General features: G+C 51.9%; 18 protein-coding genes. 9 read left to right on the top strand and 9 right to left on the bottom strand.

The annotated features are described in order from the left end of the window. Nucleotides 1–253: 253 nt before the first annotated feature. Complete coding sequence (gene sseL, locus J4650_RS10475) at nucleotides 254–1,276, top strand: SPI-2 type III secretion system effector deubiquitinase SseL (RefSeq protein ID WP_023993402.1); 1,023 nt, start codon at nucleotides 254–256, stop codon at nucleotides 1,274–1,276. Nucleotides 1,277–1,362: 86 nt separating this feature from the next. On the opposite strand, the gene J4650_RS10470 is transcribed toward sseL, so the two are convergent. The 7 genes from J4650_RS10470 to J4650_RS10440 all read right to left on the bottom strand — a co-directional run bounded on the left by J4650_RS10470 (nucleotide 1,363) and on the right by J4650_RS10440 (nucleotide 7,823). Next, on the bottom strand, nucleotides 1,363–1,539 hold the full coding sequence (locus tag J4650_RS10470) for a competence damage-inducible protein A (protein ID WP_023993403.1): 177 nt from the start codon (nucleotides 1,537–1,539) through the stop codon (nucleotides 1,363–1,365). A 5-nt stretch (nucleotides 1,540–1,544) separates the two neighbouring features. After that, a complete protein-coding gene (yfaU, locus tag J4650_RS10465; RefSeq protein WP_000992941.1) occupies nucleotides 1,545–2,348 on the bottom strand; it encodes a 2-keto-3-deoxy-L-rhamnonate aldolase in 804 nt (267 codons plus the stop codon). Nucleotides 2,349–2,373: 25 nt separating this feature from the next. Then, on the bottom strand, nucleotides 2,374–3,663 hold the full coding sequence (locus J4650_RS10460) for an MFS transporter (RefSeq protein ID WP_000028931.1): 1,290 nt from the start codon (nucleotides 3,661–3,663) through the stop codon (nucleotides 2,374–2,376). Between the two features lie 55 nt (nucleotides 3,664–3,718). Then, nucleotides 3,719–4,924 (bottom strand): L-rhamnonate dehydratase, encoded by a 1,206-nt coding sequence (gene rhmD / locus J4650_RS10455; RefSeq protein WP_023993404.1) that lies wholly within the window; start codon nucleotides 4,922–4,924, stop codon nucleotides 3,719–3,721. 13 nt (nucleotides 4,925–4,937) lie between these two features. Continuing rightward, nucleotides 4,938–5,720 carry an IclR family transcriptional regulator gene (locus J4650_RS10450; protein WP_000894170.1) on the bottom strand — a complete coding sequence of 261 codons (783 nt, stop codon included), beginning with the start codon at nucleotides 5,718–5,720 and terminating at the stop codon, nucleotides 4,938–4,940. Between the two features lie 249 nt (nucleotides 5,721–5,969). After that, on the bottom strand, nucleotides 5,970–7,166 hold the full coding sequence (locus J4650_RS10445) for a nicotinamide mononucleotide deamidase-related protein YfaY (protein ID WP_023993405.1): 1,197 nt from the start codon (nucleotides 7,164–7,166) through the stop codon (nucleotides 5,970–5,972). A 114-nt stretch (nucleotides 7,167–7,280) separates the two neighbouring features. Next, entirely contained in the window at nucleotides 7,281–7,823 is a 543-nt protein-coding gene (locus J4650_RS10440; protein WP_001670658.1) for a YfaZ family protein, read from the bottom strand. Nucleotides 7,824–8,101: 278 nt separating this feature from the next. On the opposite strand from J4650_RS10440, the gene nudI reads away from it, so the two are divergent. After that, nucleotides 8,102–8,527: a nucleoside triphosphatase NudI gene (gene nudI / locus J4650_RS10435; RefSeq protein ID WP_001249900.1), complete on the top strand. Its 426-nt coding sequence runs from the start codon at nucleotides 8,102–8,104 to the stop codon at nucleotides 8,525–8,527. A gap of 44 nt (nucleotides 8,528–8,571) precedes the next feature. Here nudI and pmrG read toward each other — a convergent pair whose 3' ends face one another. Further along, nucleotides 8,572–9,177 carry a lipopolysaccharide core heptose(II)-phosphate phosphatase PmrG gene (gene pmrG / locus J4650_RS10430; RefSeq protein WP_000879246.1) on the bottom strand — a complete coding sequence of 202 codons (606 nt, stop codon included), beginning with the start codon at nucleotides 9,175–9,177 and terminating at the stop codon, nucleotides 8,572–8,574. Nucleotides 9,178–9,475: 298 nt separating this feature from the next. Between pmrG and arnB the strand changes: the two genes are divergently transcribed. From arnB to arnF, 7 genes are read left to right on the top strand one after another with little or no spacing between them, the layout of a single operon-like run. Continuing rightward, on the top strand, nucleotides 9,476–10,615 hold the full coding sequence (gene arnB, locus J4650_RS10425; protein WP_023993406.1) for a UDP-4-amino-4-deoxy-L-arabinose aminotransferase: 1,140 nt from the start codon (nucleotides 9,476–9,478) through the stop codon (nucleotides 10,613–10,615). 2 nt (nucleotides 10,616–10,617) lie between these two features. Continuing rightward, nucleotides 10,618–11,601 (top strand): undecaprenyl-phosphate 4-deoxy-4-formamido-L-arabinose transferase, encoded by a 984-nt coding sequence (gene arnC / locus J4650_RS10420; protein ID WP_000458894.1) that lies wholly within the window; start codon nucleotides 10,618–10,620, stop codon nucleotides 11,599–11,601. Continuing rightward, nucleotides 11,598–13,580: a bifunctional UDP-4-amino-4-deoxy-L-arabinose formyltransferase/UDP-glucuronic acid oxidase ArnA gene (gene arnA / locus J4650_RS10415; RefSeq protein WP_023993407.1), complete on the top strand. Its 1,983-nt coding sequence runs from the start codon at nucleotides 11,598–11,600 to the stop codon at nucleotides 13,578–13,580. The genes arnC and arnA overlap by 4 nt, the downstream gene beginning before the upstream one ends. Continuing rightward, nucleotides 13,577–14,476 carry a 4-deoxy-4-formamido-L-arabinose-phosphoundecaprenol deformylase gene (gene arnD / locus J4650_RS10410; RefSeq protein ID WP_023993408.1) on the top strand — a complete coding sequence of 300 codons (900 nt, stop codon included), beginning with the start codon at nucleotides 13,577–13,579 and terminating at the stop codon, nucleotides 14,474–14,476. Before arnA ends, arnD begins: the two co-directional genes overlap by 4 nt. Beyond that, nucleotides 14,473–16,119, top strand: coding sequence for a lipid IV(A) 4-amino-4-deoxy-L-arabinosyltransferase (gene arnT / locus J4650_RS10405; RefSeq protein WP_031619438.1), 1,647 nt, complete (start codon nucleotides 14,473–14,475; stop codon nucleotides 16,117–16,119). The genes arnD and arnT overlap by 4 nt, the downstream gene beginning before the upstream one ends. Then, nucleotides 16,116–16,451, top strand: a complete 336-nt coding sequence (gene arnE / locus J4650_RS10400) for a 4-amino-4-deoxy-L-arabinose-phosphoundecaprenol flippase subunit ArnE (RefSeq protein ID WP_000580688.1) — start codon at nucleotides 16,116–16,118, stop codon at nucleotides 16,449–16,451. The genes arnT and arnE overlap by 4 nt, the downstream gene beginning before the upstream one ends. Then, a complete protein-coding gene (gene arnF, locus J4650_RS10395) occupies nucleotides 16,451–16,828 on the top strand; it encodes a 4-amino-4-deoxy-L-arabinose-phosphoundecaprenol flippase subunit ArnF (RefSeq protein WP_000538692.1) in 378 nt (125 codons plus the stop codon). The genes arnE and arnF overlap by 1 nt, the downstream gene beginning before the upstream one ends. Here the strand turns inward: arnF and pmrD are convergent. Next, nucleotides 16,823–17,080: a signal transduction protein PmrD gene (pmrD, locus tag J4650_RS10390; protein ID WP_000455132.1), complete on the bottom strand. Its 258-nt coding sequence runs from the start codon at nucleotides 17,078–17,080 to the stop codon at nucleotides 16,823–16,825. The two genes, arnF and pmrD, sit on opposite strands and share 6 nt — an antisense overlap. Nucleotides 17,081–17,086 lie beyond the last annotated feature (6 nt).

Here is a 17,086-nt window from a genome sequence, read left to right as displayed (position 1 = left end):
CGCTAACCCACGGTGGCATGACAGATAACGACGTTACTGTTTATAGAGCAATATCTCTTGTACCGACGCGTTACCAGCCTCCTTTAAAGAGGGGGATAACTGAATATCTCCATAATAATTGAGTGTTATGTGAATAATAATAAAATCAGGTCTATGCCTGATTTAATATATCCCCCACTAACAATAATATTTTTACAAATAATTATAAATTACATCATATTCGCTACTTTCACCTACCAGGAAACAGAGCAAAATGAATATATGTGTAAATTCACTTTACCGATTGAGCATACCGCAATTTCACAGCTTATATGCAGAAGAGGTGAGCGATGAGACGCTTGCGTTGTTGTTTAGCGCCGTAGAGAACGGTGATCAGAATTGTATTGATCTGTTATGCAATCTTGCGTTACGCAACGATGACCTGGGACATAGAGTTGAGAAATTTCTTTTTGATCTCTTTAGCGGAAAAAGATCGGGATCACCAGATATAGACAAAAAAATCAATCAGGCTTGCCTTGTATTACATCAAATCGCCAATAACGATATAACAAAAAATAACACTGAGTGGAAAAAGCTACATGCCCCTTCCAGATTACTTTATATGGCCGGTTCCGCGACAACCGACCTTTCTAAAAAAATAGGAATAGCACATAAAATTATGGGCGACCAGTTCGCTCAGACAGATCAAGAACAGGTAGGAGTTGAAAATCTTTGGTGTAGTGCGCGAATGTTGTCGTCAGATGAGCTGGCAGCTGCAACGCAAGGTCTGGTTCAAGAATCACCTTTTCTCTCGGTAAACTATCCTATTGGGCTTATTCATCCTACCACCAAAGAAAATATATTACGCACTCAGCTACTTGAAAAGATGGCTCAATCAGGATTATCTGAAAATGAAGTCTTTCTGATAAATACAGGAGATCACTGGCTTATATGTTTATTTTATAAACTTGCAGAAAAAATAAAATGCTTTATATTTAATACTTATTATGATTTAAATGAAAATACTAAGCAAGAGATTATAGAAGCAGCAAAAATTGCAGGCATATCAGAAAACGAAGATATTGATTTTATTGAAACTAATTTACAAAATAATGTACCCAACGGCTGTGGTCTATTTTGTTACCATACAATTCAACTCTTATCGAATGCCGGGCAAAACGATCCTGCTACCACACTACGAGAGTTTGCGGAAAAGTTCTTAACGCTTTCAGTAGAGGAACAAACACTATTTAACACCCAAACCCGGCGACAAATATATGAATACAGTCTCCAGTAATGGTGAGTACTTATCCTGAAATGATGCCCTGCGAAGAATTTATAAGTATATAAGGGTGGGAAGGCCAGGCCTTCCCACTAAAAGTTCTATGCCGTCAATGATTCAACCACGTCTATCCAGCCATGCTCGCTGGTAATGTCCTCGCCATTAAGCCAGCGGCGCAGCATATTTAGCGCCATCATCGCGCAGACCTCCTGACGTATTGTCAGACTATACCGATTGGCGCTAAAACGCACGCGTAAGGCATACGTGCCATCCGGCATTTTTCTCAATAACTACGTTTTGCCGTGCTTACTGACTGAACAGATTTAAACATCGCCAACCTGCTGTCCAGCGCCTCGGTGTAGAGCATCGTATCTACCCCGACCGCGACAAAATTCGCGCCCCACGCCAGACATTTCTGCGCCATTGCCGGATCGACCGCCAAAAAACCCGCCGCTTTTCCGGCGGCGCGAATACGATAAATACACGCTTCAATGATCCGCTGCACTTCCGGGTGTCCGGCATTATCGGGGTAACCCAATGAAGCAGAGAGATCTGCCGGACCGATAAAGACGCCATCAATGCCTTCAACCTCCAGAATCGCGTCAAGGTTTTCCAGCGCCACTTTGCTTTCAACCTGCACCAACAGGCAGAGCGACTCATTGGCCTGTGCCATATAGTTGTCGATTCTCCCCCAGCGCGCCGCACGCGCCACGCTCGCGCCAACGCCTCGTTGCCCCAACGGCGGGTATCGGGTAGCGGAAACGACCTGGCGCGCCTGTTCTGCGGTGTCAACCATCGGGATCAGTAGCGTTTGCGCCCCGATGTCCAGTACCTGTTTAATGAGCGCTTTACTTCCCTCGATCGGGCGAATCACCGGCTGGCTGGCGTATGGGGCGATGGCCTGTAACTGATGATACAAGTCCTGCACCGTATTAGGCGCGTGCTCGCCATCTATTAACAACCAGTCATAACCCGACGTCGCCGCAATCTCCGCCATATAAGAGGTGGTTGAACTGAGCCACAAACCAATTTGCGTATCCCCTTTACGTAATCCTTCTTTAAAAGGATTTGATAACAATGCGTTCATAGCGATCCTTACAACGTAGATAAGATTAATGATGCGCAGCGCCGGATTGCGCCACCGGACGATTAACGCTCAGCGTGAAGATAATTAATGAGCCAATGATGGCGACTCCGGCCAGCGTCAGCAGGCCCGCCGCATCGCTGGCAAACAACGTTTCCGCTTTTACGCGCAGAATTGGGGCAATAAAACCGCCCACAGCGCCAAACAGATTAACGAAACCAATTCCTGCCGCCAGAGCCGTACCGGAAAGTAGCTGCGTCGGCATGGTCCAGAATACGGGCTGAACGGCAATAAATCCTACTGCTGCAACACAGAGCGCCAGAATAGCGAGCACCGGAGAAACCAGACCTGACAGGCCAATGCCAATACCCGCAGCCAGTAACGTCACTGCCGCAACGTTACGGCGATCGCCGGTACGGTCGGAGTAGCGAGGAATAAGCCATGTGCCAAGCAAAGCCGCCACCCAGGGAACCGCTGTTACCACCGAAGCGGTAAAGCCCACTTTAGTGCCCAATAGCGCGGCAACCTGGGTCGGCAGGAAAAAGATGAGTCCGTATACCGCCACCTGAATCGTCAGATAAATAATAGCCAGTTGCCAGACGCGTCCATTACGCAGCGCATCCGCAAGCCTTGACGTGACCTTTTTCTCTTCTTCGCTCGCCAGTTGCCTGATAAGCGCGTTCTTTTCTTCCAGGCTAAGAAAACGCGCCTGCTGCGGAGTGTCATCAAGCCAGAAAAAGGTGAATATCCCTGCGCCAATCGCCAGTAGGCCTTCGATAACGAACATCCAGAACCATCCCGGGTGCCCCATAAAACCATGCATCTCCAGCAGAGCGCCGGAGAGCGGCGAACCCAACGTTAACGCCAGCGGCGCGCCCATATAAAATAGCCCCATAATGCTGGCACGGTTACGCTGCGGGAACCATTGTGAAGTTAGATAGATCATGCCGGGGAAAAATCCAGCCTCCGCCGCGCCCAATAGCGTGCGGATTATCAGAAATTTTGCTTCACTATCCGCCCAGGCCATCGCAGCAGAGAGAAAGCCCCACAGCAGGGTAGTCGTGCCGATCCAGGTTCTTGCGCCAAATTTGCGCATCAGCAGGTTAGCCGGTACGCCAAGGAAAGCGTAAACCACAAAGAAAATACCGGCCCCTAGCGCGTAGGCTTCATTACTTAGCCCGGTATCTATCTGATAGGTCTCTTTGGCAAAACCAATATTTGAACGATCCAGAAACGCCAGTACATACAGTGCCAACATAAAAGGAATTAAACGTGCGCGGTTTTTCTTCACTACGCCGTCAAGTAAAGTGATGCTCATAGCAATATCCTCAACAGGATGAGGGCGTTGCCGTACAAAGGCAACGCACGAGTTATTAGTGGCTATAAGGGCGTTTCAAGTGACAGTCACGGTTAAGCTCGACGCCGAAGCCCGGCTTATCCAGCACTGATTTATGGATGCGTCCATTCACCGGCACCGGCTCATCCAGGAGAATCGGGTCAAATTGCGGACGCAGGGTGGAGCAGTCCGGGCTGGTCATCAGGAACTCGCTGAAAGGGGTATTAGTGAAAGTAATAACTGCATGGTGCGAATAGACAGACGAACCGTGCGGCACCACCAGTTGCCCGCGCGATTTGGCAAGCGCGGCGATCTCAACCAGCGTGGTTAATCCGCCGCACCAGCCAACATCCGGCTGCATAATATCAATGCCGGTTTCTGCCAGAGTGCGGAAGGATTGCAGCGTACCATGGTGTTCGCCGCTGGTAACCATCATCCCTGCAGGCGCGTTGCGTTTTAATTCGCGATAGCCTTCATACTGCTGCGGCGGCAGACACTCTTCAATCCATTTGAGATTAAATGGCGCACAGGCGTGAGCCAGTTTAGTCGCATAGTTCACATCCTGACTCATCCAGCAGTCGAGCATCAGCCAGAAATCCGGCCCGCACTTTTCACGCATATCCGCCACCATCGCGGCATCTTTACGGATCCCCGCATCACCATCGTGCGGTCCCCAGTGAGTCGGCATTTTACCGCCGATAAAGCCCATTTCTTTAGCCAGATCCGGGCGTGCGCCGGTGGCGTAAAACTGAATTTCATCGCGCACCGCTCCGCCCAGCAATTTATAAATCGGCAGCCCAACCACCTTGCCAAACAAATCCCACAACGCCAGATCCACACAGGAAATCGTGTTCATCACCAGACCGCCGGAACCGGAGTAGTACATGGTCGCGCCGAGCATCTGATCGTGAATAAGTTTGATATCGCTTACGCATTTGCCTTCAATAAACCGGTTAAGATGTTTTTCTACGATAAAACAGCCCATCTCCCCTGCTGTCGAAACGGCGAACCCCGTCTGCCCATTTTCCGCCTCTACTTCGACAATCAGCGTCCCTAACACGTTGATCCCAAAAGACTGACGAGACTGCTCATAGTCGCGATATTTGCTCATGGGAGTGGCGATATGGTCATCAATCCAGTGATTTCCTCCCTGGTCGTGATAATCCCCGCCGCCAGCCCCTTTCTCTGCGGTAGCGCCCCCAATAAACCAGGCTCGAACGTGTTTAATTTTAGGAAGAGTCATAATATTCTCCATTTTAAGATGCGAGTGAGTCGAAGGGACTTTTCCATCCCAACAGGCGTGAAATATCTTTGGCACAGGCAATAGCTTTACCGGCCAAATAATCTAGATTCTCTTCGTTGATTTGCAGGCGCGTGCCGACCACTGAAATTGCCGCGGTCAGTTCGTTTCTGGCATTAAATACCGGTGCGGCAACGCAGCGGACATCCGGATAATCCTCCCCGTTATCAAAGCTCCATCCACGCTGGCGAATGCGTTCCAGCTCATCATTCAATTGTTGCGGCTCGGTGATGGTGGTCAGCGTGGCTCGCTCCCATACCAGTTGTTCAATAATGGCTTTGCGTACGGCGGCCGGCTGCCATGCCAGCAGGCATTTGCCGATGCCGGAACGATAAAGAGAGAGGCTTTTCCCCTCATGCGAGCGCACGCTGATAGTGGATGAGGATTCCACTTTCAGTATGTAATACGCATTTTCGTGGTCGATGATCCCCAAGTGACACAGCAGCCCGGTTTCATCCATCAGTTGTGTTAGACGAGGACGCGCCAGCTCCCGCAGATCCATCTTGCTGAGCGCATGACCCGACAATTCAACGAGCTTAGTCCACAGGCAGTAGTTATCCTGATGATCGAGGCTAATAAATCGCTGACGTTTTAATTCATTCAACAGCAGGTACGCGGTGCTTTTTGGAATACGCAGCGTTTCAATAATGATTGCCGCGCTGCATGGGCCAATACGCGCGATCAAATTGAGGATGTCGATTGCGCGAGTAAGAGCCGGGACTTTACTTGATTCCAACATATTGGACTCCAGTCTGAGACACTGGAATCAGTGTGAAAGGTCAGTAGGGCAAAAATTGTGAAGCGCGTCAAAGCTTATCCGCCTTCCAACGGAGTGGAAGGGTTAACCATATAAATGTGAATTAACGCACGTATTACTTTGTATTCAGTACAATTGGCTGGACAAAAAAGCAGATAATATTGCCGGATAATGGCATAGCGGCCTTATCCGGCTCACGATGTCGTTCCCATCGCAGATAAGAGAAAGGGATTATGATGTCAATGATTCAACCACGTCTATCCAGCCATGCTCGCTGATAATGTCCTCGCCATTAAGCCAGCGGCGCAGCATATTTAGCGCCATCATCGCGCAGACCTCCTGACGTATTGCCAGACTATACCGATTGGCGCTAAAACGCACGCGTAAGGCATACGTGCCATCCGGCGTCGCCAGCGCGAAATTAAGATGTTCGTTTTCCAGCCCCGACACGGCCAGCGCCAGACCGGCATAATGATTGCTGCGTCGTTCTGTCGTCCAGTGCGCCGTTTGCGCCAGCGTCTCTTCCTGAGAAGGAACGACTTCGCTGGCAAGAACAGGCGCCCCGGCGCGGGAAAGCTGTAGCGCCAGTAAGCCGCTGGTGTATTGCTCGCTCAACGTCAGACTCAACTGCCTTTCCTGCAGGCGGCGGGCTATTTGCGCCGGCAGATTTTCCGTACCTTCAAAAATCAGGTTCTGTCCGGCGACCCGTTTGACCTCTGTCCATAACGCCAGCATCGCCTCCCGTTGCGTCGCCGGGCCGGTCAACTTCAGTTCAATGATCGGCATTGATGAGCGATACCCCATCGTCACGCCGGGCGGCAACTGCAGTGAATCGAGACGCTGCGCGAGGTCGCTTTCTGAACGTCCAAAAGTCGTTAACCGCAGGCAAAGCGGCGGCTCCGGCAGCGAAAAACGCGCGCGTAACCGCGGTAAGATTTCCTTCTCCACCATAACCTTAAATTCCGACGGTACGCCGGGGGTGAAAAACATCAGGCAGCGGTTGAGCTGTAGCGCAAATCCACAGGCAGTGCCGACCGGATTATTAATAAACTCCGCGCTGGCAGGCAGTTCCGCCTGTTTACGGTTGCTCGGCGCCATCACGCGACCACGCTGCTGAAAGTAACGTTCCATTTCGGTCAGCCACGCCTGGTGCAGTACTAATCCTTCGCCTTTTGCCGTTGCCGCGGCGAGCGCGCTTAAATCATCGCTGGTCGGCCCTAACCCGCCATTAACAATCAAAACATCAGCATGTTGACTGCGTTCACGCAAGATAGCGACCAGACTGTCCAGATTATCGCCTACCGTATTTCGCCGTGATAACGGAACGCCCTGATGAAAGAAAAAATCAGCCAACCAGGCGGCATTGGTGTCAACGATTTGTCCGTGCAACACCTCATCCCCGGTGGATAGCATTTCCACATTTAGCATTGTGTTCTCCTGCTCTTATGATGAAAACACTATAACGCAAAGAGGAATAGGACGTGGAAAGAAGAATGACGGGAAAAGGAGGAATATGGCGCGACGATTGCCGCGCCGTTAGCATCAAAAGCTGGCGTTTACGCCAACATAAGGGCCGTCAGCAATCGCATTATCGCGGTTGCCGTCTTTACCCGCCAGGTTCAGGTAACGATAACCGGCTTCAATGCTCAGCGGGCGCATAATGGTGAAACGCGCGCCTGCATTCGCTTCTTCATAACTGTCGATACCGCTGGACAGCGAATCTGGTGAATAATAATACTCGCCGAACAGACGGAAGCTGTTGCCGATTTTCCATTGTAGCCCACCGCCGACAGCCGCCGCATAGCCTTCATCGCTGTCTTTCGGATTGGTATAAATACCTTTACCGCCGACCGTCGCCAGCAGCGGTCCCACCGGAATGTTCAGCCCCAGACCCACGCCCGCAGCGTCGCCATCATCATCGTTGTGCATCCAGTTGCCGCTTAGCGCCAGTCCCGTCGATTCCGTACCAAAACCCACGCCAATGTTGGTGTAATCTTCGCCCGCCTGGCCGCTAATACTGATGGCCTGCGCCGATGCAGAAACGAACAGCATTCCGGCAAAACCTAATAATATGCTTTTTTTCATTTTTACCCTTTCCAGCAAGCACATAAAGAAAAACTCCCCAAAACGGCAGAATTGTACTGCCAGACGCTGAGGAATCAATGCACTAAGAAACCATTCCAAAAACATATTGTAACGAAATACTACTTTCGCCATGACGCATCATTGCGCCATCACATGGCGACGCCTGCATCAACAAAATTAACAAAAAACGCAGTCTGCGTTATCGCTTCCATTTTTCACAAAGAATTTCGCAGAATGATTTGTTAAGCTGATGGCCTGGTGGTTTAAGGAAGCGACTTATGCGTCAACGAACTATAGTTTGCCCATTAATTCAAAATGATGGCTGTTATCTGCTGTGCAAAATGGCCGACAACCGCGGCGTCTTTCCCGGTCAGTGGGCGCTGTCGGGCGGCGGGGTCGAGCCAGGCGAACGCATTGAAGAGGCGCTGCGTCGGGAGATTCGGGAGGAACTCGGCGAACAACTGATTCTGAGCGATATTACGCCGTGGACCTTCCGCGACGATATCCGTATTAAAACCTACGCTGATGGCAGACAAGAAGAGATTTATATGATTTATCTCATCTTCGACTGTGTTTCCGCTAACCGCGATATATGTATTAACGACGAATTTCAGGACTACGCCTGGGTCAAGCCAGAAGAACTGGCGCTGTATGATTTGAATGTAGCGACACGCCACACATTAGCATTGAAAGGGTTATTATAATGACGACAGCCGCTTCAGGCTGTCTTTACGCTTTTAACATGCGGCTAGCCGGGAACAAATTCACCATCTAAAAAGAGTTTTCCGTTTTCCGCATGCATAACGAGCGCATTAAGATAGTCCGGATCAAACTTTACGCCGCGCTTATTTTTTGCAATATACGTCAAACAATGATTATGGGTAAAAATGACTATATTTTTATTCTGCGACTTTTTCAGTAACGTATTGATTGAAGCATAAATACCGCTGCCGCAATCCATCATTTTTTTATCCACCGTAAGCGACCTGCCCGCAGAAAACCAGGTTGCCGACTGGATGGTGCGCACCGTATTACTGGAATAGAGATTGTAATTTTGTATATCGGCACTGAAGGCTTTACCCAGCGCTCTGGCATCTTGCGCACCGTTGACCGTAATCCCCGTGCTGTCTGACAGGCAGGTATTATCGGAACGATCGCACCGCTCGGCATGGCGGAATAACACGACTACCGGATGCTGCTTCGCCAGCGCCGCCAGCGCTTTACCGTTAATCTGCGGTAGACCGTTACCGCTCCAGGCATGTTGTGAGGCCAACCCAGCGATAATAACCAACGCCCCCGCCAGAATCGCGAAATAGCGTTTGTTTTTAATAAAGCGTAGGGTAAATGCCAGCACATTAACCTCTCAGGCAGACAGTGCAGCTAACTTAATAGCAATACGATTAAAATGAAATTCCGCAACGGAAGACCAGGCCAGAAACATAAAAACAGCTTTTGGGCATGCATAAAATGCCTTAAACTTTCGGCGAAAGCAAAGCATAATTCCGTTAAAAATTATCTTTTTACTTCACCTTAATTTCTTAATGTTAATTTAATATTCATCCAGTAGGGTTCAGCTAAATGCGTTAAAAAATAAGCCCTTTTCTATTGCCGAAATATTTGAAAAGCGGCTTTCAATGGCTGAAGGAAAAATGATGTCGGACTTTTTGCCTTTCTCCCGTCCGGCGATGGGCGCGGAAGAGCTCGCTGCCGTTAAGACCGTACTGGACTCAGGTTGGATAACAACCGGCCCGAAAAATCAGGAACTGGAAGCGGCGTTTTGTCGGCTAACTGGCAATCAATATGCCGTTGCCGTCAGTTCAGCCACTGCCGGTATGCACATCGCGTTGATGGCGCTGGGCATTGGTGAAGGCGACGAGGTCATTACACCGTCAATGACGTGGGTTTCTACGCTAAATATGATCGTTTTACTCGGCGCGAACCCCGTCATGGTCGATGTCGATCGCGATACGCTGATGGTCACGCCTGAACATATCGAAGCCGCGATTACGCCACAAACCAAAGCAATTATCCCCGTCCACTACGCTGGCGCGCCCGCCGATCTGGACGCTATTTACGCTCTTGGCGAGCGTTATGGCATTCCAGTGATTGAAGACGCGGCGCACGCGACAGGAACCAGCTACAAAGGTCGCCACATTGGCGCCCGGGGCACCGCGATTTTCTCCTTCCACGCCATTAAGAACATTACCTGCGCTGAAGGCGGTATCGTCGTCACGGATAACCCGCAATTCGCCGATAAACTGCGCAGTCTCAAGTTTCACGGGCTTGGCGTTGATGCCTGGGATCGACAGAGCGGAGGACGCGCGCCACAAGCGGAAGTCCTGGCGCCGGGCTACAAATATAATTTGCCCGACCTCAACGCCGCTATCGCGCTTGCCCAGTTACAGAAACTGGATGCGCTTAACGCTCGCCGCGCCGCCATCGCAGCGCAGTACCACCAGGCAATGGCAAACCTGCCTTTTCAGCCTCTGAGCCTTCCGTCGTGGGAACATATTCACGCCTGGCATTTATTCATTATCCGGGTCGATGAAGCCCGTTGCGGTATTACCCGGGATGCTCTGATGGCATCGCTGAAAACGAAAGGCATCGGCACAGGGCTGCATTTCCGCGCCGCGCATACGCAAAAATATTATCGCGAACGTTTCCCAACGCTCACGCTGCCTGACACCGAGTGGAACAGCGAGCGGATCTGCTCACTGCCGCTCTTCCCGGACATGACCGAGAATGACTTTGATCGGGTCATTACCGCCCTTCATCAGATAGCAGGACAATAAGCATGTTTGACGCCGCCCCCATAAAAAAAGTCTCGGTGGTTATTCCTGTCTATAACGAACAGGAAAGCCTGCCGGAATTGATAAGACGCACCACCACCGCCTGCGAGAGTCTGGGCAAAGCGTGGGAGATTTTATTGATAGATGATGGTAGCAGCGATAGCTCGGCGGAGCTGATGGTTAAGGCGTCCCAGGAGGCCGATAGCCATATCATCTCTATTTTACTCAACCGTAACTACGGTCAACATGCAGCGATTATGGCGGGGTTTAGCCATGTAAGCGGCGATCTCATCATTACGCTGGATGCCGATCTGCAAAACCCGCCGGAAGAGATCCCGCGCCTGGTGGCGAAAGCCGATGAAGGGTTCGATGTGGTAGGCACCGTGCGACAGAACCGACAGGACAGCCTGTTTCGCAAATCGGCGTCAAAAATCATTAATCTGCTGATCCAGCGCACAACGGGCAAAGCGATGGGCGATTACGGCTGCATGTTACGCGCCTATCGCCGCCCTATTATCGATACCATGTTGCGCTGCCATGAACGCAGCACCTTTATCCCTATTCTGGCCAATATTTTCGCTCGTCGGGCTACCGAAATCCCGGTGCATCACGCTGAACGTGAATTTGGCGACTCTAAATACAGTTTTATGCGTCTCATTAACCTGATGTATGACCTGGTGACCTGCCTGACGACGACGCCGCTGCGCCTGTTGAGTCTGCTGGGCAGCGTTATCGCCATCGGCGGGTTTAGCCTGTCGGTATTGCTTATTGTACTTCGCCTGGCGCTGGGACCGCAGTGGGCGGCGGAAGGCGTATTTATGCTCTTTGCCGTTCTGTTTACCTTCATCGGCGCGCAATTCATCGGTATGGGGCTGCTGGGCGAATACATCGGTCGCATTTATAACGATGTCCGCGCCCGCCCCCGCTATTTTGTTCAACAAGTTATCTACCCGGAAAGCACGTCGTTTACTGAGGAAAGTCACCAATGAAAGCCGTTATTTTTGCCTATCACGATATGGGATGTCAGGGCGTGCAGGCCGTACTGGATGCAGGATATGAGATTGCCGCGATTTTCACTCATGCCGACAATCCTGCGGAAAACACCTTTTTTGGCTCCGTCTCCCGGCTGGCGGCAGGATTAGGGATTCCGGTTTATGCGCCGGATAACGTAAACCATCCTATCTGGGTCGACCGCATCGCTGAACTTGCGCCGGATATTATTTTTTCGTTCTATTACCGCAACCTGTTAAGCGAAGAAATTCTGCACCTCGCCCCGGCTGGCGCGTTCAATCTGCATGGTTCTCTATTGCCTGCCTATCGTGGCCGTGCGCCGCTAAACTGGGTTCTGGTTAACGGCGAAAGCGAAACGGGCGTAACGCTGCATCGTATGGTCAAACGTGCCGACGCCGGAGAGATTGTCGCCAGTCAACGCGTCGCTATTGCGCAGGACGATGTTGCGCTTACCCTGCATCATAAGCTATGTCAGGCCGCGCGCCAGTTGCTTAATAGCATCCTGCCCACCATGAAATGCGGCAATATACCTTCTGTTCCTCAGCGTGAGTCTGACGCTACGTATTATGGTCGCCGCAGGCCGGAAGATGGCCTTATCGACTGGCACAAACCGGTTTCCACGGTGCATAACCTGGTGCGGGCGGTAGCCGCCCCCTGGCCCGGCGCGTTCAGCTATAACGGCTCGCAAAAATTCACTATCTGGTCTTCCCGAATTTGTCCGGATGCGCAGGGCGCGCTTCCCGGCTCGGTAATTTCGGTCTCTCCGCTGCGGGTCGCCTGCGCCGATGGCGCGCTGGAGATTATTACCGGCCAGGCCGGAGACGGTATTACTGTACAAGGCTCGCAGCTTGCACAGACGCTTGGTCTGGTGGCGGGCGCGCGTTTGAACCGTCCACCAGCGACCAGCGGTAAACGTCGCATTCGCGTTCTCATCCTCGGCGTCAACGGTTTTATCGGCAATCATTTGACCGAACGGTTACTGAATGAAGAGAATTACGAGGTCTACGGTATGGATATCGGCAGCAACGCCATTAGCCGATTCCTGCTCCACCCTCGCTTTCATTTCGTGGAGGGAGATATCAGCATCCACTCAGAATGGATCGAATATCATGTCAAAAAATGCGATGTCGTACTGCCGCTGGTAGCGATTGCTACCCCGATTGAATACACCCGCAACCCGCTGCGCGTCTTTGAACTTGATTTTGAAGAAAACCTGCGGATTATCCGTTATTGCGTAAAATACCGTAAACGCGTGGTTTTTCCGTCTACCTCTGAAGTGTACGGCATGTGTACGGACGCCTCTTTTGACGAGGACAAATCGAATCTGATCGTCGGGCCGGTGAATAAGCCGCGCTGGATTTACTCCGTTTCCAAACAGCTTCTCGACCGGGTGATTTGGGCTTATGGCGAAAAAGAGGGATTGCGCTTCACGCTTTTCCGTCCCTTTAACTGGATGGGGCCGCGGCTGGATAGCCTGAACGCGGCGCGTATCGGCAGTTCACGCGCGATAACGCAGTTGATTCTGAACCTGGTAGAAGGGACGCCGATCAAGCTTATCGACGGCGGTCAGCAGAAGCGCTGTTTCACCGATATTCGTGACGGGATCGAAGCATTATTCCGCATTATTGTGAATGAGGGCGATCGGTGCGATGGCAAAATCATTAATATCGGCAACCCTGACAACGAAGCCAGTATTCAGGAACTGGCGACGCTGTTGCTCGATAGTTTTGACAAGCATCCACTGCGCTGCCATTTCCCACCGTTTGCCGGTTTCCAGGTCGTCGAAAGCCGTAGTTATTACGGCAAGGGTTATCAGGATGTCGCACACCGGAAACCCAGTATCGACAATGCCAGGCGCTGTCTGAACTGGGAGCCGTCTATTGCGATGCGTGATACGGTTGAAGAAACGCTGGACTTCTTCCTGCGCAGCGTAGATGTCGCGGAACGCGCATCATGACGAAAGTCGGTTTACGCATTGACGTTGATACCTTGCGAGGAACGCGTGAAGGTGTTCCCCGGCTGCTGGCGACATTGCATCGCCACAGCGTTCAGGCCAGCTTTTTCTTCAGCGTCGGGCCGGACAATATGGGACGCCATCTTTGGCGTCTGATAAAACCGCGATTTTTATGGAAAATGCTACGTTCAAACGCCGCCTCGCTCTACGGTTGGGATATCCTGCTGGCCGGCACCGCCTGGCCGGGAAAAAATATCGGCAACGCCAATGCCGGGATTATTCGTGAAACGGCAACATACCATGAGACGGGACTACATGCCTGGGATCACCATGCGTGGCAGACTCACAGCGGCCACTGGAGTATCCGCCAGCTTGAAGAAGATATTGCGCGCGGCATAACGGCGCTTGAGGCCATTATCGGAAAACCCGTCACCTGCTCAGCCGCGGCCGGCTGGCGAGCGGATGGGCGCGTTGTTCGTGCGAAAGAGCCGTTCAACCTGAGGTATAACAGCGATTGCCGTGGAACCACCTTATTCCGTCCGCTACTGATGCCGGGCCAGACAGGGACGCCGCAAATCCCCGTCACCTTACCCACGTGGGATGAGGTTATCGGCCCCGCCGTTCAGGCGCAGTCGTTCAATACCTGGATTATCTCCCGTATGCTGCAGGACAAAGGCACGCCGGTATATACCATCCATGCGGAAGTCGAAGGTATTGTCCATCAGCCGCTGTTTGAAGATTTGCTCGTTCGTGCACGTGACGCGGGGATCACCTTTTGTCCTCTGGGCGAACTGCTGCCGACATCGCCTGAGTCTCTGCCGTTGGGGCAAATTGTACGTGGACACATCCCTGGCCGTGAAGGTTGGCTGGGGTGCCAACAGGCAGCGAGCGCCTCATGATGAAATCGATACGCTATTATCTGGCTTTCGCCGCATTTATCGCGCTCTACTATGTTATTCCTGTCAATAGCCGCCTGCTCTGGCAGCCGGATGAAACGCGCTATGCCGAAATAAGTCGGGAGATACTGGCGTCTGGCGACTGGATCGTGCCGCATTTTCTGGGATTACGTTATTTTGAAAAACCGATAGCCGGTTACTGGATAAACAGTCTGGGTCAGTGGCTTTTTGGCGCTACCAATTTTGGCGTGCGGGCTGGCGCTATTTTAACGACATTGCTGGCCGCAGCGCTGGTGGCGTGGCTGACGTTCCGCTTATGGCGGGATAAACGTACCGCGTTGCTCGCCTCCGTTATCTTTCTCTCCCTCTTTGCCGTTTACAGTATCGGGACGTATGCGGTACTCGACCCGATGATCGCGCTTTGGCTTACGGCCGGGATGTGTTGTTTCTGGCAGGGGATGCAGGCCACGACCCGAACGGGCAAGATTGGGATGTTTTTGCTACTGGGCGCAACCTGCGGTCTGGGTGTATTAACTAAAGGCTTCCTCGCCCTGGCCGTACCGGTAGTGAGCGTGCTGCCGTGGGTCATTGTCCAGAAACGCTGGAAGGACTTTTTGCTATACGGCTGGCTGGCGGTCTTGAGCTGCTTTGTGGTTGTCCTTCCCTGGGCGATCGCCATTGCGCGACGCGAAGCCGATTTCTGGCATTACTTTTTCTGGGTGGAGCATATCCAGCGATTCGCCATGAGCGATGCCCAGCATAAAGCCCCTTTCTGGTACTATCTGCCGGTACTGCTCGCGGGAAGTTTACCGTGGCTGGGGTTACTGCCTGGCGCGCTTAAACTGGGCTGGCGCGAGCGAAACGGCGCATTCTATTTGCTCGGATGGACGATCATGCCGCTTCTCTTTTTCAGCATTGCGAAAGGGAAACTGCCCACCTATGTTCTTTCCTGTTTCGCACCGATAGCGATACTCATGGCGCGCTTCGTCCTGCATAACGTAAAAGAAGGCGTCGCCGCGCTACGTGTCAACGGCGGGATCAACCTGGTGTTCGGGATAATCGGGATCGTCGCGGCGTTTGTCGTCTCCTCATGGGGCCCGTTGAAATCGCCGGTGTGGACACATATCGAAACCTATAAAGTTTTTTGCGTCTGGGGCGTCTTTACTGTTTGGGCGTTTATGGGCTGGTATAGCCTCTGTCATAGCCAACAATACCTATTACCCGCGTTTTGTCCGCTGGGACTGGCGCTGCTGTTCGGTTTTTCCATCCCCGACAGGGTGATGGAGTCCAAACAGCCACAGTTTTTTGTCGAAATGACCCAGGCGCCTTTGGCATCAAGCCGCTATATTCTTGCCGACAACGTCGGCGTCGCCGCCGGGCTGGCCTGGAGTCTGAAACGAGACGATATTATGCTCTACGGACACGCGGGCGAACTCAGGTATGGTCTTAGCTATCCTGATGTGCAGGATAAATTCGTTAAAGCCGACGATTTTAACGCCTGGCTCAACCAGCATCGTCAGGAGGGCATTATTACGCTAGTACTTTCAATAGCCAAAGATGAAGACATCAGCGCTCTTTCCCTTCCCCCTGCGGACAATATTGATTATCAGGGGCGTCTGGTGTTAATTCAGTATCGGCCTAAATGATCGGCGTCGTTCTGGTGCTTGCCAGTCTGCTCAGCGTTGGCGGTCAGCTCTGCCAGAAGCAAGCGACACGGCCATTGACGACGGGCGGACGCCGCCGTCACCTGATGCTGTGGCTGGGCCTGGCACTAATATGCATGGGCGCAGCGATGGTGCTGTGGCTGCTGGTGCTACAAACCCTGCCGGTGGGAATTGCTTACCCGATGTTGAGTCTGAATTTTGTCTGGGTCACGCTGGCGGCCTGGAAAATCTGGCATGAACAGGTTCCGCCCCGCCACTGGTTGGGCGTCGCATTGATTATCAGCGGCATTATCATTCTGGGGAGTGCGGCATAATGGGCGTAATGTGGGGACTGATAAGCGTTGCGATTGCCTCCCTCGCCCAGTTGAGTTTAGGATTCGCCATGATGCGGCTGCCATCGATAGCGCATCCACTGGCGTTTATTTCCGGACTGGGCGCATTTAATGCCGCGACCCTGGCGCTATTTGCCGGTTTAGCGGGGTATCTGGTTTCCGTCTTCTGCTGGCATAAAACATTACACACGCTCGCGCTCAGCAAAGCCTATGCGCTACTGAGTCTCAGCTATGTGCTTGTCTGGGTAGCCTCAATGCTGTTACCCGGTTTGCAAGGCGCTTTCAGCCTAAAAGCGATGCTCGGCGTATTGTGTATTATGGCGGGGGTAATGCTGATTTTTCTGCCCGCCAGATCATGATGGCTTGCGCGTCAACCGCTGCCATTCGTCGCAGGAATAACAGCGTGCATCAACGATTTTTAAGGTCTGGTGTTTTTCCCGATTAATACAATACTGCGCATCCTGTAAAGGCGACAGGATATCGCCGGGACTCAGTAATATCATGGAATTCGCCTCGGCGATCATTTTTAGCGAACCGCCGCTATCGCACAGCACCAGAACATGGCACGCCCTCTTTTTGACATAATGCGATTTCTTAACCAACCATTCCATAGCGCC

Origin of the sequence: Salmonella sp. 32120201201600049SM, from assembly GCF_017572835.1 — a bacterium.
Classification (GTDB): Bacteria; Pseudomonadota; Gammaproteobacteria; order Enterobacterales; family Enterobacteriaceae; genus Salmonella; species Salmonella enterica.
Note: the sequence above shows the minus strand (reverse complement) of the source record. Positions and strands in the feature narration are given on the sequence as shown.